Annotated in this window: 28 protein-coding genes and 1 tRNA gene; 11 read left to right on the forward strand and 18 right to left on the reverse strand. The window is 72.3% G+C overall.

Annotated features, from left to right (window positions below; translation table 11 throughout):
* Positions 1–309: 309 nt before the first annotated feature.
* Together P2T62_RS04630 and P2T62_RS04635 are read right to left on the reverse strand one after the other, a co-directional pair.
* Positions 310–990 carry a DUF7504 family protein gene (locus tag P2T62_RS04630; RefSeq protein WP_276260320.1) on the reverse strand — a complete coding sequence of 227 codons (681 nt, stop codon included), beginning with the start codon at positions 988–990 and terminating at the stop codon, positions 310–312.
* 58 nt (positions 991–1,048) lie between these two features.
* On the reverse strand, positions 1,049–1,606 hold the full coding sequence (locus P2T62_RS04635) for a response regulator transcription factor (protein ID WP_276260321.1): 558 nt from the start codon (positions 1,604–1,606) through the stop codon (positions 1,049–1,051).
* A 169-nt stretch (positions 1,607–1,775) separates the two neighbouring features.
* Here P2T62_RS04635 and P2T62_RS04640 point away from each other — a divergent pair.
* Positions 1,776–1,860: transfer RNA gene (locus P2T62_RS04640), tRNA-Ser, on the forward strand.
* Between the two features lie 139 nt (positions 1,861–1,999).
* Positions 2,000–2,290, forward strand: a complete 291-nt coding sequence (locus tag P2T62_RS04645) for a hypothetical protein (RefSeq protein WP_276260322.1) — start codon at positions 2,000–2,002, stop codon at positions 2,288–2,290.
* Between the two features lie 45 nt (positions 2,291–2,335).
* On the opposite strand, the gene P2T62_RS04650 is transcribed toward P2T62_RS04645, so the two are convergent.
* From P2T62_RS04650 to P2T62_RS04660, 3 genes are all read right to left on the reverse strand, one after another.
* Positions 2,336–2,596, reverse strand: coding sequence for a DUF8142 family protein (locus P2T62_RS04650; RefSeq protein WP_276260323.1), 261 nt, complete (start codon positions 2,594–2,596; stop codon positions 2,336–2,338).
* Positions 2,597–2,657: 61 nt separating this feature from the next.
* Positions 2,658–2,990 carry a DUF6684 family protein gene (locus tag P2T62_RS04655; protein ID WP_276260324.1) on the reverse strand — a complete coding sequence of 111 codons (333 nt, stop codon included), beginning with the start codon at positions 2,988–2,990 and terminating at the stop codon, positions 2,658–2,660.
* A gap of 94 nt (positions 2,991–3,084) precedes the next feature.
* Positions 3,085–3,879, reverse strand: coding sequence for an enoyl-CoA hydratase/isomerase family protein (locus tag P2T62_RS04660; protein ID WP_276260325.1), 795 nt, complete (start codon positions 3,877–3,879; stop codon positions 3,085–3,087).
* Between the two features lie 239 nt (positions 3,880–4,118).
* Here P2T62_RS04660 and P2T62_RS04665 point away from each other — a divergent pair, with 239 nt between their 5' ends.
* Both P2T62_RS04665 and P2T62_RS04670 read left to right on the forward strand, forming a co-directional pair.
* Positions 4,119–5,261 (forward strand): MFS transporter, encoded by a 1,143-nt coding sequence (locus P2T62_RS04665; RefSeq protein WP_420028435.1) that lies wholly within the window; start codon positions 4,119–4,121, stop codon positions 5,259–5,261.
* A 56-nt stretch (positions 5,262–5,317) separates the two neighbouring features.
* Positions 5,318–5,887, forward strand: coding sequence for a hypothetical protein (locus tag P2T62_RS04670; RefSeq protein WP_276260327.1), 570 nt, complete (start codon positions 5,318–5,320; stop codon positions 5,885–5,887).
* 23 nt (positions 5,888–5,910) lie between these two features.
* On the opposite strand, the gene P2T62_RS04675 is transcribed toward P2T62_RS04670, so the two are convergent.
* Together P2T62_RS04675 and P2T62_RS04680 are read right to left on the reverse strand one after the other, a co-directional pair.
* Entirely contained in the window at positions 5,911–6,246 is a 336-nt protein-coding gene (locus P2T62_RS04675; RefSeq protein WP_276260328.1) for a hypothetical protein, read from the reverse strand.
* A gap of 187 nt (positions 6,247–6,433) precedes the next feature.
* Complete coding sequence (locus P2T62_RS04680; RefSeq protein ID WP_276260329.1) at positions 6,434–6,712, reverse strand: DUF8081 domain-containing protein; 279 nt, start codon at positions 6,710–6,712, stop codon at positions 6,434–6,436.
* Between the two features lie 61 nt (positions 6,713–6,773).
* On the opposite strand from P2T62_RS04680, the gene P2T62_RS04685 reads away from it, so the two are divergent.
* Complete coding sequence (locus tag P2T62_RS04685) at positions 6,774–7,250, forward strand: bifunctional nuclease family protein (protein ID WP_276260330.1); 477 nt, start codon at positions 6,774–6,776, stop codon at positions 7,248–7,250.
* A gap of 5 nt (positions 7,251–7,255) precedes the next feature.
* Here the strand turns inward: P2T62_RS04685 and npdG are convergent, their stop codons facing one another.
* From npdG to P2T62_RS04710, 5 genes are all read right to left on the reverse strand, one after another.
* Positions 7,256–7,918: an NADPH-dependent F420 reductase gene (gene npdG / locus P2T62_RS04690; protein WP_276260331.1), complete on the reverse strand. Its 663-nt coding sequence runs from the start codon at positions 7,916–7,918 to the stop codon at positions 7,256–7,258.
* A gap of 160 nt (positions 7,919–8,078) precedes the next feature.
* Positions 8,079–8,294, reverse strand: a complete 216-nt coding sequence (locus tag P2T62_RS04695; protein ID WP_276260332.1) for a hypothetical protein — start codon at positions 8,292–8,294, stop codon at positions 8,079–8,081.
* 54 nt (positions 8,295–8,348) lie between these two features.
* Positions 8,349–8,570, reverse strand: coding sequence for a hypothetical protein (locus P2T62_RS04700; protein ID WP_276260333.1), 222 nt, complete (start codon positions 8,568–8,570; stop codon positions 8,349–8,351).
* Positions 8,571–8,669: 99 nt separating this feature from the next.
* Positions 8,670–9,545 (reverse strand): TIGR01548 family HAD-type hydrolase, encoded by an 876-nt coding sequence (locus P2T62_RS04705; protein WP_276261572.1) that lies wholly within the window; start codon positions 9,543–9,545, stop codon positions 8,670–8,672.
* Between the two features lie 2 nt (positions 9,546–9,547).
* Positions 9,548–9,979, reverse strand: coding sequence for a UPF0146 family protein (locus tag P2T62_RS04710; protein WP_276260334.1), 432 nt, complete (start codon positions 9,977–9,979; stop codon positions 9,548–9,550).
* Positions 9,980–10,150: 171 nt separating this feature from the next.
* Between P2T62_RS04710 and P2T62_RS04715 the strand changes: the two genes are divergently transcribed.
* The gene (locus P2T62_RS04715) at positions 10,151–10,672 is read left to right on the forward strand and encodes an archaemetzincin family Zn-dependent metalloprotease (RefSeq protein WP_144262216.1); all 522 of its coding nucleotides are present in this window, start codon (positions 10,151–10,153) and stop codon (positions 10,670–10,672) included.
* A gap of 69 nt (positions 10,673–10,741) precedes the next feature.
* Here the strand turns inward: P2T62_RS04715 and P2T62_RS04720 are convergent, their stop codons facing one another.
* Positions 10,742–12,856 carry a CapA family protein gene (locus tag P2T62_RS04720; RefSeq protein WP_276260335.1) on the reverse strand — a complete coding sequence of 705 codons (2,115 nt, stop codon included), beginning with the start codon at positions 12,854–12,856 and terminating at the stop codon, positions 10,742–10,744.
* A gap of 123 nt (positions 12,857–12,979) precedes the next feature.
* On the opposite strand from P2T62_RS04720, the gene P2T62_RS04725 reads away from it, so the two are divergent.
* Both P2T62_RS04725 and P2T62_RS04730 read left to right on the forward strand, forming a co-directional pair.
* Positions 12,980–14,152 carry a poly-gamma-glutamate biosynthesis protein PgsC/CapC gene (locus P2T62_RS04725; protein ID WP_276260336.1) on the forward strand — a complete coding sequence of 391 codons (1,173 nt, stop codon included), beginning with the start codon at positions 12,980–12,982 and terminating at the stop codon, positions 14,150–14,152.
* 1 nt (position 14,153) lies between these two features.
* On the forward strand, positions 14,154–15,305 hold the full coding sequence (locus P2T62_RS04730; RefSeq protein ID WP_276260337.1) for a Mur ligase: 1,152 nt from the start codon (positions 14,154–14,156) through the stop codon (positions 15,303–15,305).
* 5 nt (positions 15,306–15,310) lie between these two features.
* Here the strand turns inward: P2T62_RS04730 and P2T62_RS04735 are convergent, their stop codons facing one another.
* Entirely contained in the window at positions 15,311–15,832 is a 522-nt protein-coding gene (locus P2T62_RS04735; RefSeq protein WP_276260338.1) for a DUF8173 domain-containing protein, read from the reverse strand.
* 72 nt (positions 15,833–15,904) lie between these two features.
* A complete protein-coding gene (locus tag P2T62_RS04740) occupies positions 15,905–16,684 on the reverse strand; it encodes a PHP domain-containing protein (RefSeq protein WP_276260339.1) in 780 nt (259 codons plus the stop codon).
* A gap of 131 nt (positions 16,685–16,815) precedes the next feature.
* Between P2T62_RS04740 and P2T62_RS04745 the strand changes: the two genes are divergently transcribed.
* The 3 genes from P2T62_RS04745 to P2T62_RS04755 all read left to right on the forward strand — a co-directional run bounded on the left by P2T62_RS04745 (position 16,816) and on the right by P2T62_RS04755 (position 17,997).
* A complete protein-coding gene (locus P2T62_RS04745; protein WP_276260340.1) occupies positions 16,816–17,181 on the forward strand; it encodes a DUF5518 domain-containing protein in 366 nt (121 codons plus the stop codon).
* A 72-nt stretch (positions 17,182–17,253) separates the two neighbouring features.
* Positions 17,254–17,595, forward strand: coding sequence for an ASCH domain-containing protein (locus P2T62_RS04750; protein ID WP_276260341.1), 342 nt, complete (start codon positions 17,254–17,256; stop codon positions 17,593–17,595).
* Positions 17,596–17,646: 51 nt separating this feature from the next.
* Positions 17,647–17,997 (forward strand): hypothetical protein, encoded by a 351-nt coding sequence (locus tag P2T62_RS04755; protein WP_276260342.1) that lies wholly within the window; start codon positions 17,647–17,649, stop codon positions 17,995–17,997.
* 4 nt (positions 17,998–18,001) lie between these two features.
* Here P2T62_RS04755 and hisE read toward each other — a convergent pair whose 3' ends face one another.
* The 3 genes from hisE to pdxT all read right to left on the reverse strand — a co-directional run bounded on the left by hisE (position 18,002) and on the right by pdxT (position 19,654).
* Positions 18,002–18,277 (reverse strand): phosphoribosyl-ATP diphosphatase, encoded by a 276-nt coding sequence (gene hisE / locus P2T62_RS04760; RefSeq protein ID WP_276261573.1) that lies wholly within the window; start codon positions 18,275–18,277, stop codon positions 18,002–18,004.
* 97 nt (positions 18,278–18,374) lie between these two features.
* A complete protein-coding gene (locus P2T62_RS04765) occupies positions 18,375–18,917 on the reverse strand; it encodes a bifunctional nuclease family protein (protein ID WP_276260343.1) in 543 nt (180 codons plus the stop codon).
* Positions 18,918–19,033: 116 nt separating this feature from the next.
* Complete coding sequence (gene pdxT / locus P2T62_RS04770; RefSeq protein ID WP_276260344.1) at positions 19,034–19,654, reverse strand: pyridoxal 5'-phosphate synthase glutaminase subunit PdxT; 621 nt, start codon at positions 19,652–19,654, stop codon at positions 19,034–19,036.
* Between the last annotated feature and the right edge of the window lie 5 nt (positions 19,655–19,659).

Raw genomic sequence — 19,659 nt, forward strand, 5'->3', positions numbered from 1 at the left:
CTGACAACATCGGGTGGGAATGGAAGGGGCTGACCGGTCGACCCATCCCGGGCGACGCAAGCACCGCAGCCGAGCGACCGACGGGAGCGAGGCGAGGAGCGCAGCGAGCCCCGGATGGTCGAGCGGCCAGGGGCTTCCAATCCGTTCGTTCCCGTCACAGAGGACCTCGAACCAATCGGTACAACCGGCACCTGTCTCTAGCGGATCAGCCCCGAACACGGCGTGGGCCGGGAGCCGTGACCAGCGGCTCATGGACGATTCGTGGATACGGGGGCAGGCTGCGGATGCCGGGGAGAACCGAAGAGAGCGTCAGTCCTGCAGCGGGAGCCAGTCGGAGGTGACCGAGTCGTGGACGAACCAGCGCTGCTCGTGCCGTCCGTCGACCAGTCGGAGTTCGACGGTCGCGTCGACCAGCGCCTCGAACCGCGCGACGAGTTCCTCGTCACGGGCGACGGGGAGGTGTGCGTGACAGACCCCACCCGCGGCGCGCACGTCGGCGGCGACCGCGTGGTACCACTCGAACGCTCGCTCCTCGCCCAGCGCCTCGACGAGTGGGAGCAGCGAGTCCACACACACCCGCGGGTCGTCGACGTCGTCCGGCAGGCTGGCGATGGCCTCGGAGACGCGGGCGCCGAACTCGGCGGGTGTCTCCGTCAGGATCCGTTCGGGGCCGGCGGCGGGGCCCGTCTCCGTCCCGACGGTCGCGCCGCCTCCGGCGTCATCGGCGCTCGCGACCGCGCCCCGGGCGTCGATGCCGAGGTCGATCAGCCGGTCGTCCGGGCCCGCGTGGGCTGCGCCGACCGAGCAGCTCCCGTCCGTCCGGCAGACCACGCGCGGCTGCTCGCGACTCCCGAGCATCCGCGCACAGGCCCGCTCGTGCGTTGCTCCCGGTGTCGCCCCCACGACAAGCAACGCCCCGCCGTCCCGCTGCAGTCGTCCGAGGGCGTCCGCGAACTCCCCGGCCCGTTCCGTCCGGGTCCCTGGTGGCATGATTGTCATATCTTCGAGGAGCCTGAACAAAAGCGTTCGCACCATCCCCGGACGGGCGCTACGGGGACCTGTCGCGGAACGCGGCGGGGCTGTTCGCGAGGAGCGCCCGCCGGTCGATGGTCTCGATGGCTTCGAGCGCCGCATCTGCCTCCGCACGCGCTGTCCCGAGCCGTTCGTGGGCGCCGAGCCTGTCGTCACCTGCGGCGGCCCGCTCGCTCGCGAGGTCGTACAGCTCGCCGATGGCGCGGTCGTAGCGCCGGCAGGCCAGCAACCCCTCCACCGTCCGGGTCAGCAGGTCCGGCTCGACGGGGACGAGGAGCCACGCGTCGAACCCCTCCGCCACCACGTCGGTCTCGGGTGCCTCAGGCGACAGCAGCGCCGCTCGGAACGTCGCCCCGCGCTCGCGGGCCTCGGTGACGAGTGCCGGCGCGTCCCGGTCGGGCAGGTCGCGATGGACGAGCAGCACCTCCGTCTCCGGCTCGAGCTGGGCGAGTGCCTCGGTGCCGTCGGCGACCGTGACGGGTGTGACGTGGTCGGGGAGCGCCTCCGCCCACCGGTTCCGCTCCGCGTCCGAGCCGCCGACGACCAGCGCCGCCCCCCGCGCCGACTTCGACATAGCATACCCTACCGCCATCGTTCGTTTAACCCTTTTGTCAGTCACGGCTGGTCGTGCATGGTGTGTGTCACTGGTTGACGCAGTGGACGGCCGCTGCTCTCACAGCCCCTCGGCGGACGGCCCCTCGAATCGAAACCCCTAACATCGAAACCGCCGGACCGGTGAGTGAGCCGAGGTAGCCTAGCCTGGCCAAGGCGGTTGCTTCGAGAGCAACTGTCCTCACGGACTCGGGAGTTCAAATCTCCCCCTCGGCGCTCACTTCTCCCGGAGCCGACGCGGATAGCCGGTAGCTGTGCGACTCCGCCGCGGTCCTCCGCCCGTCTCCCGTCACCGACGACGGCGAACGCCGCCGCTATCACAATCGGATTGGGCCGGCGTCGGGAACGCCCGCCCATGACCGACGACCGCATCGAGACGCTGGCGCACCGCCTCGAGACCGAGTTCGACTGCCCGGACGAGGTGGCCGGCGAGATCGCGGCGAAGGCCGACACCCTCGCGGCGGACTACGACGACGCCGGCCTCGACGTCCAGGCGTTCATCGACCGCATCCACGAGGCCCCGTACGACGCGTTCGACCGGCGGTGGAACTGGGCGGTCGGCGACATCTGTGGCGACCTGGAGGACTGTACCGACTCGCGGCCGTACCGGCTGGAGGGGTTCGGCGATGTCGGCGCGACGAACTGAGCGCGGCGCGCGTTCTGAGGCCCGGCGCGGGCTCCCGTCGGCCGGTCAGTAGCCGGGGTCGCGCTCGTCGGCCGGCCGCGTCCCCGAGGCGGGCTCGTCCTCGACCCGGTCGCGCGCGAACCCGCCGCGGATGGCGAGCCAGCCGAGGATGCTGATGGCGAGGATGGGCGGGAGGATCATGAACCCCCACAGCGGGTCGAGCCCCCAGAACAGCAGGAGCAGCACGTCCGCGACCCCCAGGGCCAGGAACGGGAGGATGTAGAGCGCGGCCGTCCTCCGGCTCACCTCGAACTCGCCGGTGTCCATACCCGTCCGTGCGGGCCGAAGCGGCAAAAACCGTCCGTCTCCGGTCGTCGACGGCGGCGCGTCACTCGTCATCGCTCGCCGCGTCGTCGCTCTCGACACCGCCGCGGTCGGGGACACCACCCTGCAGCTCGAGCCGGCGTTCGTCGCCGGCGATGGCGCGCGCGGCGACGTAGCTCACCAGCGCCACCCCGAGGACGATGGCGGCGTGGAAGGCCAGCAGCGGCTCGCTTCCCGACCCGTACAGTGGCAGGGCGCTGAACAGGCCCACGAACGCCGCGATGATGCACACCGGCACGAGGTTCACGAACAGGTCCGACAGCGTCCGCCCGTCGAACACCTCACGGTGGCTCACCTCGTACCACGACCGCTCCTCGCTCCCGTCGTCGCCCGGCATCCGCCCGGGGGTCGGGCTGCCGGCATCATGGCTCCTGTGCCCCCGGTGAGGCCGGCCGTCACCGGTGGTGGTGACGGCCCCGCTGGACCGGTGGTTACTCCCCCTGGAACTCGGGTTCGCGCCCCTCCAGTCGCGCGTCGAAACCCTCGCGGTAGTCCGCCGTGTCGTCCAGTTCCCGCCCGAGCGCGCGCTCCAGTTCGAGTCCCTCGTCCAGCGGCGTCTCCATGGCGGCCGCGAGCGCCCGCTTCGCGTTCCGCAGCCCCAGCGGCGCGTTCTCGCAGAGGTCGTCGGCGAGCCCTCGGGCCCGCTCGTCGACCGCCTCGTCCGGGCAGACCTCGTGGACCAGCCCGATGTCGTGGGCCTCCTCGGGGTCGATGAACTCGCCGGTGAGGACGATCTCCTTCGCCTTCGAGAGCCCGACGAGCCGGGGCAGACGCTGGGTCGCGCCGCCGTGCGGGAAGGTCCCGAGCTGCACCTCGATGACGCCGTACTTCGCGTTCTCGCCGAGGACGCGCAGGTCACAGGGGAGCGTCAGCTCGAACGCACCCGCGGGCCCGGCGCGCTTGATGCCCGCGACGACCGGCTGCTCGCAGGTCGCCACCGCGTCGAGGAGGTCGGGGAAGGCCTCCCGGTCGAGGTCGCTGTCCGCCTCGACCCGTTCGCGCATCATGGTCAGGTCCATCCCGGCACAGAAGACGGGGCCCTCTCCGAGCAGCGTCACGGCGCGCACGCCGTCGGCCCCGGAGACGCGCTCGAACGCGGCCGTCAACTCGGCGATGACCTGCGGGTTCATCGCGTTGCGCTTGTCGGGCCGGTCGATGATCACGTCGGCACGGTGGCCCTCGGTCTCGATGCGAACCAGCTCCAGGTCGTCGGCGGTGGCAACCATACCCCGGGGTGCGGTGGCGAGGACTTGAAAGGTTGGGGCGAGGGGGATCCCGTGCGCCGGAGACGCCGAACCGCCAGGGCTTCTTCCGGGGGTCTCCCGTCCCGGGACGTATGACCGAGGGCGCCGCGGCCGGGGCGACGGGCGCCACGGGCGACTCGGCGGGCGAGGCTGGAACCGTGGCGGCCCCTCCAGGCCGCTGGCGCGCGCTCGTGCTGGTCGCCACGGCCGAACTGCTCGCGATGAGCCTCTGGTTCAGCGCCAGTGCCGTCGCCCCCGAACTCACCGCGACCTGGGGGCTCACCGGGACGGAGGCCGGCTTCCTGACGAGCGCCGTCCAACTGGGCTTCGTCGCGGGGGCGCTCGCCTCCGCCACCCTCACCCTCTCGGACACCGTCGCGCCCCGGCGCCTGTTCGCCGCGAGCGCGGTGGCGGGCGCCGTCGCCACCGCGTTGCTGGGTGCGTTCGTCGACTCGCTGTGGCCGGCCGTCGGGCTCCGGTTCCTCACGGGCGCCGCCCTCGCGGGCGTCTATCCCCCCGGGATGAAGGTCGTCGCGGGCTGGTTCCGCGAGGCCCGCGGGCTCGCCATCGGAACCGTCGTCGGCGCCCTGACCGTGGGGTCGGCGCTGCCGCACCTCCTGCGCGTCGTGGGGGGCGTCGGCCGCCCGCGGCTCGTCCTGTTCGGCGCGGCCGGTCTCGCGGTCCTCGCCGCCGGCCTCGTCCTCCTCGTCCATCCCGGCCCGTACCAGGCACCCGTGGCGCCGCTCGACCCCAGCGCGGTGCGGCGCATCCTCCGGGACCGCCCCACCTTGCTGACGAATCTGGGCTACTTCGGTCACATGTGGGAGCTGTACGCCGTGTGGACCTGGCTCCCGGCGTTCCTGCTCGCGACGCGGGCCGTCGACGGCGCGGATGGCCTGGCCTCGCTGCTGACGTTCGCCACGGTCGCCATCGGCGCCGTCGGGGCCGTCGCCGCCGGCCTCGGCGCGGACCGCGTCGGCCGGACGCTCGTGACCCGCGCCAGTCTCGCGGTCTCCGGGACGGCCTCGCTGCTCGCGGCGGTCGTCTTCGAGCTCCCGCTCGTCGTCCTCGTCCCCTTCCTGCTCGTCTGGGGCGGTGTCGTGGTCGCTGACTCCGCGCAGTTCTCGGCGGCCGTCACCGAACTCGCGGACGAGGCGTACGTCGGCACCGCGCTCACGCTGCAGACGGCCATCGGCTTCCTGCTGACCATCGTGTCCATCCAGCTGACGCCGCTCGTCGCCGATGCCGTCGGGTGGAAGTGGGCGTTCGCGCCGCTCGCGCTCGGGCCACTCGTGGGCTATCTGGCGATGGCCCGGCTGAAGGCCCACCCCGCCGCCGGACGGCTGGCTGGCGGGCGGGGCTGAGTCGGGGAGCGGTCGCGACCGAACGGGGCATAGGCCGTCGGGCTGTACCCCGAGGTATGCTGCGGCCACCGTTCCCGCTCCCGCTCCCGAGGCTCGGCCGGCGCGACCCGCCGGCGGTGCCGGTCAACGACTCGCTCGACGAGTACGCCGACTGGCTCCGCGGGTCGACGCTGCGCCGCCTGACGGTCTCGAAGCGCGTCGTCGACGAGGTGCCCGACGAGTTCACCCGGACCCGGCTCGCCGCCGCCCGCGAGGACGCCGTCGCCAGCTACCGGGACGGCCGCCGCCGCGACAGCGTCCACGTGGTCGAGTACCCGGATCGCTGGGAGCTCCACATCGACCGGTTCAATCCCCGCTACGAGCCCCTCGGCCACGTTCTGGTCGACGCGCCCGAGCAGACCGCCGAGGCCGTCGGGGAGGCCCTCGGGCTGGACCGGCTCCTCGGAGTGGGTCGACGCGTCGGGCGCGTCGCCGGGGTCGGACGGGACGACTCGGCTCCGGACGACTCGGCTCCTGACCGCTCCGCTCCCGACGACGAGGGCCCGAGTCCTGTCGAGGAGCGCGGGGCGGGGGACGAGGCCGACGGTGCTGGCGCTCCCGGGGCGGAGGAAGCGGGGGAGGACTGAGCCGCGAGCCGGAGCGTCAGGTGTTACGCGTCGTCACCGCTCCCGCTGTTATCGCCGCTCTCGGCGGGACTCGCCCCGTCGTCGGCGCCGGGTGTCACGCCGGAGACGGCCTCCCCGAGCGACTCGATGGAGCCGTCCAGGAAGCCGCCGACCGCCTCGTGGATGTCACCCACGAAGTCCGGGACCACGTCCGGCAGGCCGCCCGGCGGCCCGACGTCCACGTCCACGCTCGGGCCCACGTCGCCGCCCTGGTCGTTCGCCGATACGCCGTCGGGCGCCGCACCCGGAGTCGCGGCGGCCGCGCCGGCGCCCAGCACGAGCAGCGCCAGCAGGGCCGCGGTGACCTGTCGGAACGTCATCAGGTGTTGCCTCCACCCACTCCTGGGGGCCGGACCCACTTGAGGGGGTGAACCCGTTCAGACCGTTCGGTACCGTTGGCGCCGCATCGGCCCGAAACTGCCCGGCTTGAATCGTCTGAACGGAGTGCGAGTCCCCGACACCAGGGGGTCGCGGCCGTCGAATCTCTCCGCGTGAACGGTCGGCCACTCACCCGCCGTCGGCGAGCGTGACCTGTTCGCCGGGCGGCTCCTCGTCGCGGGAGACCCAGAACGCCACCCGACGCGCGACGAGGTAGCCGTCGACGGAGTCGTCCTGCGGGTGGGCGTCCTGGACCCAGACCGTCCGCTCCTCGCCGAGGTCGCTGGCCCACTCGCGGGCGGCCCGCTTCGAGTCGAAGTCGCGGTGGACCCCCCGGTCGCGGACCCACTCGCCCGCCGTCGCGCTGGCCTGCCGGGCCGAGCGCTTCACCGCGACCACGTAGCTCACGTTCGGGCATACACACGGTGTGGCAAAAGCTTTCACGACCCTGGTACAAGTGTGGGTACGGATGGCACAGGAGGCCACGATCAGGGGGCTCGGCGTCGGCGTCGACGACGACGGACCCGATACGCCGGTGGTGTTGCTCGCCGTCGGCGGTCGCGTCGTCCCGATCTTCATCAGCCCGGACCAGGCACAGTCCATCGGCCACGCACTCCGGGGCGAGCCGTTCAAGCGACCGCTCACGCACGACCTGTTCGTCGACATGGTGGCGGAGTTCGGCGGCGCCATCGACCGCGTCCGCATCGACGACCTCGTCGACGGCACCTTCCTCGCGAAGATCGACGCCGAGCAGTACACGGATGGCGAGCGCCGGGAAGCCACCTTCGACGCCCGCCCCTCCGACGCCATCGCCGTCGCGCTCCGGGTGGACTGCCCCATCGTCGTCGACGACGACATCGTGGAGCGGGCCGGCCGCTCGCCGGATGGGTTCGAGGTGCGCCAGGAACCGGACGCCGAACCGGAACGGGACCGCCGCGAGGACTGAACGCTCTACTGGAACCGGACGCCGAGCCCGTGCAGGCCGTCGTTCTCGCTCGCCAGGTTGACCAGCAGCGGCGTCACCGCCTCCACCTCGCCCGCGTTCCCGATGCCGCCGCCGTCCAGCGCCCGCAGCCCCGCGATACCTTCGGCGACGTCCATCACGAGGTCCTTCGCGTCGGCGTCGTCGCCGACGACGACCGTATCCCACTCGAAGGTGGCGTCGAGGTCTGCGAGGCGACCCGCCGGGAGGTTGTGGAAGGCGCCGACCACGGGCACGTCGTCGGGCGCGGCATCGCGCGCGAGCGCCGTCACGCTCCCGACGCCGGGCGGGTTGTAGCTGAGGCCGTCGTCGTCGCGCTTCATCCCGACGGCCGGCGTGACCAGCACGCCCGTCAACTCGTCGGCGACCGCCTCGATGGTATCCGAGAGGTGGTAGGCCGGCACCGCCAGCACCACCACGTCCGCGCCCGCGGTGGCCTCGGAGTTGGCGTGGCCCGATACCGCGGCCTCGGTGCCGCGGCTGTCCAGTTCGTTCAGGTACTCCTCGGCCTTCGCCTCGGCCTTCGAGGCCTCCCGGGAGCCGATCCTGACCGCGTGGTTCGTGTCGTATGCCAGTCGGAGCGCGAGTCCCTCGCCGATGTCGCCGGTGCCGCCGAGCAGCGCGATGTCCATGCCACGGCGGACGGGCGCCCATAGGGTAGGGATTGCGCTCTCGGAACCCCTTGCCTCGCCGTCGGCGCCGTCGGGGACTGTCGGGGGCTTGATGTCCGTCGACACCCCCGGATTCGGGGTCCTCGCCCCCTCGGGCCCAGGCCACGGCGATGGGCGGTCCCTACGGCTCGGCGGGGCCGGTCCCGGTCACCTGCGGAGGGTCGAACAGTCGGTCACCGTACGCGACGAGGAACCCCGCGACCGCAGCGACCGCCAGCACGAGCGGGACGTACGGCGCGACGGCGACGGGTTCGGTCGGCAGGAGGGCCCAGAGCGAGCCACCCAGCAGGACGACCGTCGTGAACGAGACGAGTGCGGCCTCTGCTTTCGCGTGCATGCCCGCAAGGAGGGTACGGAACCTGTGAAGGGTATCGCCGGATAGTTCGGCGGTTTAAGATTCCCCGCTGGTCGGGCCGGGGCCGGTCACCACGCGGCGCTCGTCGGGGCCACCACGGTAGACGTAGACGTAGGAGACGACCCCGGCGACGACCACGACGACGGGGACGAACGGGGCCCGGACCGTCGGGTCAGCCGGCAGGAGGTAGAGGACCGGCGCGCCGAGGACGGTCGTCAGCAGCACGGCCGCGAGCAGCGCGCGGGCGAGTCGTGTCATGGCTGGATGACAGCCTCCGGAACGGATAGCCCCGCTGCCGGTGGTCACCGGGGGTTCAACAGTGACCGCGGCTCGCCCGGTCGCGCCGGCGCGGCCGACCTACTCCGCGAGCCCGAGCAGCTCCGGCAGGTCGTTGACGTCATCGAGGACGGCGCTCGCGCCGCGCTGTTCGTACTTCCGGCGTCCGGACGCCCCCGTGAGCCCGCCGGTCAGGACGCCGACGCCGTGGTACTCGCGGTCGGGGTCGGTCTCGGCGGCGTTGGTGGCGGTCTCGATGTCGTCGAGCGTGTCGCCGACGAAGACGACCGACGCCGCGTCGGCGTCCTCGGCCACCGCGACGAGCGCGTCCGGCTCGGGCTTGCCGGGCCCGTCCTCCATCGCGTAGACCCGGTCGTCGGGCAGGTCCAGGCCCGCCCGCTCCAGCGCGATGGCGGCCTCGGCCCGGGGGCGCCCGGTCACGACGCCCAGCTCGTGTCCGTCGAGCGCGTCGAGCGTCCCCGGGTCGAGCAGCACCGGCTCATCCTCGATGAAGCCGCGCTGCTCGCTCGCGAGGGGCGGCTCGCCGCCCTCCAGGTCGCGGTAGCGCTCGTCCCCGAGGTAGAGCTGCTGGAAGACGGCCCGGAGCCGGTCCCGGTCCCACTCGGCGTACACCCGCTCGCGGGCGTCCGGGTCGAGCAGGTCGGCGGCGACCGCCTCGGCCGCCTCCAGCCCGCCGCCGGAGGCCGCCACCGCGTCGGTGAACGTCTCGACGGAGCGACCCAGCCCCTCGCGGTACGAGAGGACGTACAGCGCGACGGCGTAGGTGAGCGTCCAGTCGTTGTTGAAGCCGCCGGCGTCCTTGAACAGCTGGAGGTCCTCGCGGTCGAGCGTCCCGCCGTGGACGCGCTCGACCGACTCGACCACCGCGCGCCGGTAGGAGTCGGCCACGTCGATGAGGACCCCGTCCACGTCGAAGACGACCGTGTCGGCGTCGATGCTCATGGCGACCCACCTCCACGGCGGGGCTGGCGGTGCGGCCGCCGCGCACCCGGTTCCGTGGTCGCCTCGAACAGGGTCCCCGCCTCGACGGTGGTCCGGGCCGCCGGCACGACGGCGGGGTCGCCCCCGAGCGTCGTGAACAGGAAGTCGGCGTCGGCGCGGCTCGCGGCCGCCGCGGCGGGTCGCTGGAGCTCCGGCGGGCACCGGAGCGCGTAGACGGCGTCGGCGTTCCGGTAGACGCTCGGGTCGGGGTCGGTCACGTCGTCCCGGACGAACCGCACACCATCCGGAACCGGCCGCTCGTGGATGTCGGTCGCGGTCACCTCGCTCCCGCGCGCGGTCAGCGCAGCGGCCACCTCGGGCCGGCGTCCGATGCCGACCTCGACGAGCCGGTCGTGTGCCGCGAGCCGGGCGACGAGTCCCCGTGTCACGGGCGAGGATAGGCGGGGGTGCCAACTTCAGCGTTGCGACCCGCCTCCGGCAGCGGCGAGACTGCTGGCCCCCTGTGGCGACACCGCGTCGACCGCGACGGTCCGGTCGGCCGTTCTCTCGACGCGAACGGGGGCGGGATGTTTATACTGGGCCCTGCCTAACCGGTATCCATGCACGTCGACATCGTGCCGGTGGGCGATGTCCCTGCAGTCGTCAAGCGGGAGGCCTCCTCCGGACTCCGCTCCGTGTACGACTGCGAGGTGACCCTCCACGACGGGCAGGAGGTGCCCGACGGCGCGTACGACCCCGGTCGCCAGCAGTACCGGGCCGAGGAGTTCATCGAGCTCGCCTCCCGCATCGGCAACGGGACCAAGAACATCGCCATCACCGGGCACGACCTGTACTACCGCCGCCGGAACTACGTCTTCGGCCTGGCGTACCTCTCGGGCAACGGCTCGGTCATCTCCACCTACCGGCTCCAGACCTCCACCGACGGGGGCTTCTCCAACAAGCCCGCCTCCGAGATCTTCGCCGACCGCGTCCGCAAGGAGGTCATCCACGAGATCGGACACACGCTCGGCCTGGAGCACTGCGACAACAAGCGCTGCGTGATGAACTTCTCGCCCACCGTCCGCGAGGTCGACATCAAGGAGCAGACGCTCTGTGGCAGCTGTCAGAAACAGGTCTTGTAACAGAGGACCCGTCGCGCTCGGTCGTCCCCGGCACGCAACCCGTTCAGCCCGCTGTCGTCCCCACTCGGCTCACTGCTCCGACAGTCGCACCCACTCGCTCGGCGACGACCCCACGCCGTTCAGTTCGAGCGTGGCCGCCCCGTCCACGAGCAGGTGGTCGAACTCGCGGCCGCCGGTCGTCTCCGGCGGCGCCCACTCGACGAGCCGGAGGTCGTCGACCACGGCACGGCGCGCCCCGTCGTCGGAGGGGTCGAGGTAGACGAAGAGGTTGACGTACGTCGCATTCGCCGGGGGGTCGAGCGATTCGGTCACCAGTCGCCACTCGTCGTCGGTCGCCGGCAGGTCGACGGTGCGGCGCTGGACCGAGATGCCCTCGGCGGCGTTGTACCAGCTGACGAGGAGCGAGAGCCCGCCGTCACCGCCGTACCGGTACCGGCCGGTCAGCGCGAGTGGGCGGTCATCGACCGGGATGCGGGCGGCCGGCGAGAGCACGCTCCGACGGGTGTCCTCGGGGTAGGCGGTCAGCCGGACGCCACCGGAGCTCCCGTACCCGACCCGCCAGCCGACCTGGTCGCGGCTGAACCGCCACAGTGCGCCGCCGACGCCGTCGCCGTCGACGGTCTCGTTGTCGAAGGTCCCGGCGAACACCCGGTCGCGGCCGAGGAGGACCGTGCCGCTCCGGTCGCTCACGTCGGTGACCCAGCCGCCGGTTCGCGTGTAGATGGCACCGTCGGCCTCGACGCGCTGGGTGCGTCGGCTGCCCCCGCCGGTCAGGTCCGGCGTGCCGACCTCCAGCCGTCGGCCGTCGCTCGCGAGCGCCGCGGCGTCGGTCGAGAGTCCGGCGGTCTCCCGGGTCAGGCCGCGGGCCAGCGACCCGGTCGCTGGGGTCGGCACGTAGCCGTCGAGGACGAGCGGCTGCGTGTACGCGCGCAGGACGCCGTCGTCGGTGGCGTGGACCACCAGCGCGTACGAGCGGAGCGTCTCCCAGAGCTCCTGGTCGAACACGAGGTTCCCGAGCGTCCAGGCGACGAGCGCCCCGTTCCGTCGCTCCAGCCCGCCCGTCACGTGGGGGTGGTGGTTGACCACGAGGTCGGCCCCGGCCCGGGTGGCGGCGTCGACCATCCGGACCATCCGGTCGGTCGGGGTGCGAACGTACTCCGTGTCGCCGTGGACCTGCACGACGACCAGGTCGGCCGCCTCGCGGGCGCTCTCGACCGCGCGTGTGATGCGCTCCTCGCTGGCCCCCGCGGCGCCGATGCCGTCGCCGAACGTCAGCGACCGCCCACCCTGCGTGACGGTGTAGGGTCCCCTGCCGGTCGCGTCGGCCGACCAGTCGATGTCGTACCGCTCGCCCGTGACCGTGGTGCAGGAGACGACGGCGACGGTCGTGTCGCCGCGCTCGAGGGTGGCGGTAGCCCAGGCGTCGTCCGCCGAGAGCCCGGCGCCCGAGTGTGCGAGGCCCGCGTCCGAGACGGCTTCGAGCGTGTCACGCAGCCCCGGGCGGAGGGCGTCGAAGGTGTGGTTGTTGCCCAGCGAGGTGTAGTCGACCCCCGCGTCGGCGAGCGCCTCGGCCGCGACCGGGTGGGAGGTGAACGCGAACTCCTTGCTCGGATGCCGCCAGGTGGACTCGGTCAGCGGCGTCTCGAGGTTGACCGATCCGAGGTCGACGGCGTCGAACAGCGGCGCGACGTGCCGGAGGACGGCCCGATGGTCCGCCAGTCGGGCGTTCGGGCGGAGCCGCGCCTGCGGTTCGAGCGGGTCGTCGCTGGCGGCGTAGAACCGTCGGCCGAACATGACGTCGCCGCCGAACGCCATCGAGACGGTCCCCTCGTCGGGCGTGAGCGGGAGCCGGTGGGTCCGGTTCGGGCCGACCGCCCGCGTCTCCGTGACGTAGTCCGGGTGGCGGACCCGCACCCAGACGGGGGCGCCCCCGGCCGACAGCTCGAACGTACCGGACGCGTCCGTCGTGGTGGTCGCGAGCGGCTCCGACCCGCCGACGAGCGCAGCCACCGTGGCGTCGGCCACGGGGGCTCCCTCGAGGTCCGTGACCCGACCCTGGTAGGTGGCCGTCCGCCGCCGTTCCGGTCCGCCGACCCCCTCGAAGTAACCACAGCCTGCGAGTCCGGCAGTCGCCCCGACCGCCGCTCCGCGCAGGAGCGCGCGGCGCGAGAGCCGTCTGTCCATGCGCCCCCGTCCGGGCGAGGCCGTATTGGTGTTACCCTCGCCGGTCGCCGGGCGTGGCACGGGCGGCTGTCGCGTGTCGGCCGACCCCGGAGGTTTTAGGAACCGCCTACCGTCGGGGAGCGTATGCTCGTCGCGACGCTGGTGGCTGCACTCGGATTCGTCGCCGTGGCTGTCGGCACGCGGCGGTACGGACTCCGGTTCGGGGGGACGATCGTGGTCGGGGTGCTGGCGGTGTACACGCTGAAGAACTTCACCACGCTCCCCATCTTCATCGGGAGTACGGCCGTCGCCTACGGGGCGCTGGCGGTCGTCAAGCGATACACGCTCGCCTACGGCCGCGACGAGTTCATCGTCGCGATCCTCGCCGGGTCGCTGGTGCCGTCGGCGGTCTACGTCGGCGCGTTCCTCCTCCCCGGGCCGGTCGAACTGGCGCTCTACCGGTCGGTGTTCGTCGGGAGCCTGCTCTCGGGCATCGCGGCGTTCAACCTCCACCAGTTGCGCCCGGAACACCGACTCCGGGACGTGGGCGGGCTGGCCGCAATCTACCTCGGCCTCCTCGCGCTCGGCGCCGCACTGGTCGGGCCGTCGACCCGGTTCCTCGCGGAGTACACCCCGCTGGTCCTGTTCGCCCGGACCTCCGACATCGCGGTGCTCCGGGGCGCGGTCGTCGAGGGGTTCGTCGACCCGGCGTTCGTCGCCCGCCCGGTCGTCATCGGTCTGTACGCGCTCGCGCTCGGCCTCTCGGAGGCCGTCCGGCAGGCCTTCGGGGTCCGGGTGGGGACCGTGGCCCTCGGACTGGTCGCCGTCTACACCGTCTCGACCTGGCGGTTGCTGGCCCTGACCCTCGTGACGCTCGCCGTCGTGACCGTGCTGGTCACCGCCATCCACCGCGGCGTCATCCTCTACGGCCGGGCACTGCTGAGTACGAGCGCGGCACTGGGCGTCGTCGTCGCGATTCCCGTGGCGGCGCTGCTCGGCGTCTCGGCCGGTATCTCGTCGCTGTTCGCGGGTGTCGTAGCCGGCCTCGGCGGCTACTACGTGCATCTCACGCCGCCGACGGAGCGCCGCCAGCAGGTCGCCGTTGCGGTCGCCGTGTTCCTCCCGCTCGTGGTGCTCGTCCGGGCGGTCGTCCCACCCGGTCCCGAGGGAATTCCACAGGCGCTCGGCGTGGCGGAGGTGGCCGGGGGGCTCCTCGTGGCCGCCGTCGCCCTGGCCGTCGCGCTGCACTACCGCGTCGAACAGCCCGACGACGAGGCCGTACTCGCCGCGTCCACGCTCGGGGAGGGGGGGTCCTGACATGAGCGAGCGCCGAGGACGTGGGCGGGAGTACCGCGAGACCGTCCAGTCGGTCGACACGCGCATCGCGGTCTCGGGCATCCGGGGGAAGTCGACGCTGGTCCGCCTGCTCCACGACGTCCTCCACGAGCGCGGGCGGGACACGTTCGCGAAGGTGACCGGCGACCGGCCGGTGACGCTCACCAACGGCGAGGAGCGACCCATCGAGCGCCGCGGCGCGCAGGTCACGCTCTACGAGAACCGTGCCCTGCTGACGCGCGCGGCCGAGCACCTGGCGGCGGTCGGCCCGGAGCATGTGGGGGTCGCCATCTTCGAGAACCACGCCATCACGGAGTACACGATGCGGGTGTTCAACGAGACGTTCCTCCGCCCGCAGGTCGTGGCCGTCCCGAACATCCGGACGGACCACACGGAGACGCTGGGGCGGACGCGCCAGGACATCGCGCGGTCGTTCGCCCGCTCGATCCCGCCGGGGACCCACGTCGTCTGCGGGGAGCGCAACGACGCCATCTACGACTACTTCGCCGCCGAGGTCGCCGCCAGGGACGCCACCGTCACCAGGGTCGAGGTTCCGGCTGAGCACCGCGACCGCCCCGGGGCCGAGGTCGTGTTCGCGGTCGACAAGGTGCTCGCGGCGGTGGACGAACCGCCGGCCGACACCGGCCGGCTGCTCGACCGGCTGTCGCGGATGCAACCCGCCTGGCGGCGGCTGGAGGGCGGGCAACTCGTGTTCAACGCCGCGAAGGTCAACGACCCCGAGAGTACGGAGCTGTTCCGCCGGCAGCTGGCCGGGGCCGACGAGGCCGAGGGTGAGCTGATCTGTCCGTTCGTGTTCCTGCGGGGCGACCGCCGGGGGCGGACGGAGTCGTTCGTGCGCTACCTGAACCGGCTGGCCGACCACGGGCTCGTCGACCGCGCCCACGTCGCGGGCGAGAACGGCCGGTCGTTCGCCCGTCGGGCGGCGGTCGACGTCACCGTCCACGACGCGGCGACGGACGCGCCGGAGGCGGTCCTCGACGCCGTGCTCGCGGAGGGTCAGCCCGTGATGACGATGGCCAACACGGTCCACCCGTTCATGCGGGCGTTCGTCGCGGCGATGCAGGAGCGCACGGTCGAGTCCGTGCCGATCGCGGCCGAGGTCCGCCCGACCTGAGCCGCCTACCCCAGCCGGTCTCTCAGCACCGCACCGAAGCCGGCCGCCCCGATGCCGAACGCGACGAGGCCGCCGATGCCGGTGAGCGTGAGGGCGCCGTTGAGCGCGGCGGCGACGAGGAGCGGTTTCGCCCACTCGTCACCCTCCCGGCCCACGAGGCGCTCGGCGATGACGAGGTACGCGATGGCCGCGCCGACCGCCCAGGCGATGCCCGCGATGATCGCCAGCGGAATCGCGACCAGGATGCCGATGATGGTGATGAACAGGACGAACACCACGAGGACGAGGCCGAGGAGGCAGACCAGCCCGTAGACGAACGAGCCGACGGGTTCGTCGACGAGGGTGTCCATCATCCGCTCGACGTAGCCGGGCGCGACGGCGACGAGGATGGCGCCGACGACGAGCGTGGTGATGAACGCGCCGATGGCGCTGCTGACGACGTCACCGACCCCGGGGGTGGTGAACCCGCCGTCGATGTTCGGGCCCATCTGCAGCAGGGCCGTCGAGGCCGCGGAATGGAGATTCATACGACCGGGTGCACGGGTGAGAGTAAAGGTGTTTCCGGTCGCCTGCTGGCACGCACCACGGCCGTCCCGAGGTCAGACGACCTGCACGGGTTCGATGCCGTACCGCTCGAACTGCTCGGCGATGGCCTCGACGCGCGGGCCGATGGCCTCCGGCTCGTGGGAGTCCGTACCGACGGTGAACGCGACGTCGTGCTCGAGCAGGACCTCGACGAAGCGGGGGGCGGGGTGGAACTCGCCGTAGTCGTCCAGCGCGCGGCCGGCGTTGAGTTCGGGGACCGTCCGCGAGGACCGGAACGCCTCGGCCACCTCGTGGTAGTGGTCGTCGCTCGCGAGGCCGCGGAACTCCGCGGTCCGTTCGAACAGGTCCGGGTGCGCGGCGATCTCGAACAGCTCCGACTCGACGAGGGCGACGAGTTTCTCGAAGTAGCGGTCCACCAGCGCCCGGCGCTCCTCGCGTGGCATGTCGGCGTAGTAGGAGCCGAAGTGGACGTTGACGCCGTCGAGGTAGTGGACGCTCCCGACCGCGTAGTCGAACGCCGCCTCGTCCAGGAACGCCCGGATGGCGGCCTCGTCGTCCGGTTCGTAGTCCAGTTCGACGGCGTCGTAGACGTCGATGTCGAACTGGTCGCGGATCTCCTCGATACCCTCGCGCCGGCGCTCGTACGTGCTGTCGAGGTTGAACCCCATCACCTTCTTGCGCCGGCGGTGGTCGTCGCTGTCGGAGACGTTGCAGTGGTCGGTGATGCCGATGCCCTCCAGGCCGGCGTCGGCGGCGGCCCCGACCATCGACCAGAGGAAGCTCCCGTCCGAGTACGTCGAGTGCGTGTGGTAGTCGTGGGCGATGCGGGTCACTACGCTGGCGTAGGCCGGTCCGACACGAGTACCTGTCGGGCGGTCGGGAGCGTCTCGCACGGTCCCGGCGGGAGAGAGGAACGAACTGGGCGTTCCAGAAGGGATTTGCCGGTGACCGTCCCACCGCCGGTATGGTCGACTGGAGAGCCGTCGGACTCGGCTTCCTCGCACACGTCGTACTGGGCGTTTTCGCCTTCCTCGCACCGGGCGTGGGGCACGTCGCCGTCGGGCTCATCGGTGGGTTCCTGACGGGCTACATCGCGGGCGGTGACCTCGTCAACGGCGCGTGGAACGGGCTCGTCGCCGGCGCGCTCGGGGGCATCCTGCTCGCGGTGTTCGCCGCGCTGGCACTCGGGACCATCCTCGGGCTGGTGGGCGGCGGCGGTCTCGGCTTCCTCGGCGGCGCCGGGGCACTCGTCGTTGGCGTGGTGGTCGCGCTCATCCTCGCCATCGACTCGGCCATCGGCGGGGCCGTCGGCGCGGCCGTCGCGGACTGAGCCGGCCGGCCTGGTCACCCCCGGCCTGCCGCGGGCTCCGGGTTTTTGACGAAGCAGCCCCAACCACCAGCCATGAGCGAGTCCACCGAGGCCGACATCGACGCGGGCGACCTCCTGCCGAACGACCACGTCCAGCAGCTCGCGCTCTCGGGCGAGGTGACGCAGATCCACCGCGGCGCCAGCCAGCACTACGCCGACGAGGGCGACCGCTTCGTCATCGACGACACGACGTTCGAGGTGACGAGCGTCGAGGACCGCACGCTCGGCGACATGACCGACGAGGACGCCCGCCGCGAGGGGTCGGACTCGCTGGAGGCGTACAAGAAGCGGATGGAGCGCGTCCACGGCGGCAACTTCGAGTGGGACGACTCGAGTACGGTCGTCCGGTACCAGTTCGAGCCGGTCGGGGAGTGACGGCCCGGTCGTCCGAAGCGGTATCCACCCCGGTCGTGTAGGGACGCGACGATGGTCCACTGGCGAGCAGTCGGGATCGGGCTGGTCGCGTATCCGGCGACGGTACTGGTTGCGCTCGCGACCGAACCCGCGGCGGTCCTCGTCGCTGGCGTTCCCCCCGGCGTCGTGGCCGGGTACGACGCCGGCAACGGGATGCTGGCCGGTGGACTCCACGGTACGGCCGTGGGCGTGGGCTGTACGCTCCTGACGTGGCTGGCACTCGCAGCGTGGCTCACCTGGGCTCCACCGGCGTCGACCGCGCCCGGATTCGGGCTCTCGGTCGTCCTCCTGGCGCTGTACGGGCTCCTCGTCGGTATCGAGAGCATCCTCGGGGGGCTGGCCGGCGGCGTGGTCCCCCGCTAGTCGTCTACCGCCGCTCGGCCAGCTCAGCCCGCAGGTCCGCCACGTCCATGTCCTTCATCGCCAGCAGCACGAGCAGATGATAGACCAGGTCGGCGGCCTCGTGGGCCAGTTCCTCGTGGTCGTCGTCCTTCGCGGCGAGCAGCAACTCCGTGGTCTCCTCGCCCAGCTTCTCCAGCACCGCGTTCTCGCCCTTCTCGTGGGTGAACAGCGACGCCGTGTACGAGCCCTCCGGGAGTTCGGCCTTGCGGGACTCGATGACGGCGAACAGCTCGTCAAGGATCTCGTCGGTGTCGGCCTCGCCGCCGTCGGAGCTTCGCTCCGACGAGGTTCGCCCTCCGGACTCACCGCCGTCGGACGCGAGCGGGCCCCCGGCCCCCTCACTCGTCATCCTCGAACACCTCGCGGACGTCGTCGAGTTCGGCGAAGCGGTCGGCGTCCTCGGCGGCGTCCTCCCAGACCGGGCGCGTGACCAGCAGCGGCGCGTTCGTCCGGGCGGCCAGCGCCAGCGAGTCGCTCGGTCGGGCGTCGACGGTCACGTCGTCGCGGGGCGTGTTGAGCCACAGGGTCGCGAAGAAGGTGCCCTCCTCCAGGCGCGAGACGGCCACGCGGTCGACCCGGCCGCCGAGCTCCTCGACGATGTCCAGGGTCAGGTCGTGGGTCATCGGCCGGCCGATGTCCTCGGCCTCCATCCCGCGGACGATGCTGCGGGCCTCCTCGAACCCGATGAAGATGGGGAGGACCTCGCCCACCAGTTCCCCGTCCGGGCCACCCGCGCTGTCGACGCCTTCCTCCTCGACCGCGATGAGGACGACCGGAACCGGGCCGTTCGGGGTGCCAGCCACCCGCACCGAGTCGATGCGTGCGGGGAGCCCCTCGGTCGCGTCGGCGTCGGCGTCGTCGCCGGAGAGGTCCGTGGTCATACAGTATCGACGCGGCCGCCGCGGAAAAGGCTATCTCGTCGTGGTCGCTGGCGGGCGGCGCGGGCGGGCAGACCCCAGCAGGGCGGTGGCTCCGTGGCCGTCGCGCCCGGCGCCGGTCAGTCGTCGGCCGCCGCCGTGTCTCGTTCGGCGGGCGTCCCCTCGAAGAACGCGAGGTCGTGGACCCGCGAGTCCTCGGTCAGCTCCGGGTGGAAGGCGGTGCCGACGACGGGGCCGTCACGCACCGCGACCGGGCGGCCGTTCCACGTCGCGAGCACATCGACCTCGTCGCCCACGGCGTCGATGACGGGCGCGCGGATGAAGACCGCCGGGAACGGTGAATCGAGGCCGGCGACGTCCAGCGGCGCCTGGAAGGAGTCGCGCTGGCGGCCGAAGGCGTTGCGCTCGACGGTCACGTCGACGAGGTCCAGCGTCGCGACGCGCTCGTCGCCCGCGTCACGGCTGACGACGATGAGGCCCGCGCAGGTGGCCAGGACGGGCTTGCCGGCGTCGACGTGACCGACGATCTCGTCGTCGATACCCTCCTCGGCGATGGTCTTCGAGATGGTCGTCGACTCCCCGCCGGGCATGAGGAGCACGTCGCAGTCGGGGACGGTGCCGGCGTGCCGGATCTCGTGGACGACCGCCTCCTCGCCGTGGGTGGCCGCCGCCCGCCGGATGGCGTCGGCGTGTTCGGAGACGTCCCCCTGGACCGCGAGGACGCCGGCCGTGAGTGTCATGGACA

The sequence above is a fragment of the Haloglomus litoreum genome, from assembly GCF_029338515.1.
Lineage (GTDB): Archaea > Halobacteriota > Halobacteria > Halobacteriales > Haloarculaceae > Haloglomus > Haloglomus litoreum.

Excerpts from the sequence above, each read along its gene's own strand:
- P2T62_RS04630 (WP_276260320.1), bottom strand. The coding sequence starts at position 990 with ATGCCACCAGGGACCCGGACGGAACGGGCCGGGGAGTTCGCGGACGCC.
- P2T62_RS04635 (WP_276260321.1), bottom strand. The coding sequence starts at position 1,606 with ATGTCGAAGTCGGCGCGGGGGGCGGCGCTGGTCGTCGGCGGCTCGGAC.
- P2T62_RS04645 (WP_276260322.1), top strand. The coding sequence starts at position 2,000 with ATGACCGACGACCGCATCGAGACGCTGGCGCACCGCCTCGAGACCGAG.
- P2T62_RS04650 (WP_276260323.1), bottom strand. The coding sequence starts at position 2,596 with ATGGACACCGGCGAGTTCGAGGTGAGCCGGAGGACGGCCGCGCTCTAC.
- P2T62_RS04655 (WP_276260324.1), bottom strand. The coding sequence starts at position 2,990 with ATGCCGGGCGACGACGGGAGCGAGGAGCGGTCGTGGTACGAGGTGAGC.
- P2T62_RS04660 (WP_276260325.1), bottom strand. The coding sequence starts at position 3,879 with ATGGTTGCCACCGCCGACGACCTGGAGCTGGTTCGCATCGAGACCGAG.
- P2T62_RS04665 (WP_420028435.1), top strand. The coding sequence starts at position 4,119 with ATGAGCCTCTGGTTCAGCGCCAGTGCCGTCGCCCCCGAACTCACCGCG.
- P2T62_RS04670 (WP_276260327.1), top strand. The coding sequence starts at position 5,318 with ATGCTGCGGCCACCGTTCCCGCTCCCGCTCCCGAGGCTCGGCCGGCGC.
- P2T62_RS04675 (WP_276260328.1), bottom strand. The coding sequence starts at position 6,246 with ATGACGTTCCGACAGGTCACCGCGGCCCTGCTGGCGCTGCTCGTGCTG.
- P2T62_RS04685 (WP_276260330.1), top strand. The coding sequence starts at position 6,774 with ATGGCACAGGAGGCCACGATCAGGGGGCTCGGCGTCGGCGTCGACGAC.
- npdG (WP_276260331.1), bottom strand. The coding sequence starts at position 7,918 with ATGGACATCGCGCTGCTCGGCGGCACCGGCGACATCGGCGAGGGACTC.
- P2T62_RS04695 (WP_276260332.1), bottom strand. The coding sequence starts at position 8,294 with ATGCACGCGAAAGCAGAGGCCGCACTCGTCTCGTTCACGACGGTCGTC.
- P2T62_RS04700 (WP_276260333.1), bottom strand. The coding sequence starts at position 8,570 with ATGACACGACTCGCCCGCGCGCTGCTCGCGGCCGTGCTGCTGACGACC.
- P2T62_RS04715 (WP_144262216.1), top strand. The coding sequence starts at position 10,151 with ATGCACGTCGACATCGTGCCGGTGGGCGATGTCCCTGCAGTCGTCAAG.
- P2T62_RS04720 (WP_276260335.1), bottom strand. The coding sequence starts at position 12,856 with ATGGACAGACGGCTCTCGCGCCGCGCGCTCCTGCGCGGAGCGGCGGTC.
- P2T62_RS04725 (WP_276260336.1), top strand. The coding sequence starts at position 12,980 with ATGCTCGTCGCGACGCTGGTGGCTGCACTCGGATTCGTCGCCGTGGCT.
- P2T62_RS04730 (WP_276260337.1), top strand. The coding sequence starts at position 14,154 with ATGAGCGAGCGCCGAGGACGTGGGCGGGAGTACCGCGAGACCGTCCAG.
- P2T62_RS04735 (WP_276260338.1), bottom strand. The coding sequence starts at position 15,832 with ATGAATCTCCATTCCGCGGCCTCGACGGCCCTGCTGCAGATGGGCCCG.
- P2T62_RS04745 (WP_276260340.1), top strand. The coding sequence starts at position 16,816 with ATGGTCGACTGGAGAGCCGTCGGACTCGGCTTCCTCGCACACGTCGTA.
- P2T62_RS04750 (WP_276260341.1), top strand. The coding sequence starts at position 17,254 with ATGAGCGAGTCCACCGAGGCCGACATCGACGCGGGCGACCTCCTGCCG.
- P2T62_RS04755 (WP_276260342.1), top strand. The coding sequence starts at position 17,647 with ATGGTCCACTGGCGAGCAGTCGGGATCGGGCTGGTCGCGTATCCGGCG.
- P2T62_RS04765 (WP_276260343.1), bottom strand. The coding sequence starts at position 18,917 with ATGACCACGGACCTCTCCGGCGACGACGCCGACGCCGACGCGACCGAG.
- pdxT (WP_276260344.1), bottom strand. The coding sequence starts at position 19,654 with ATGACACTCACGGCCGGCGTCCTCGCGGTCCAGGGGGACGTCTCCGAA.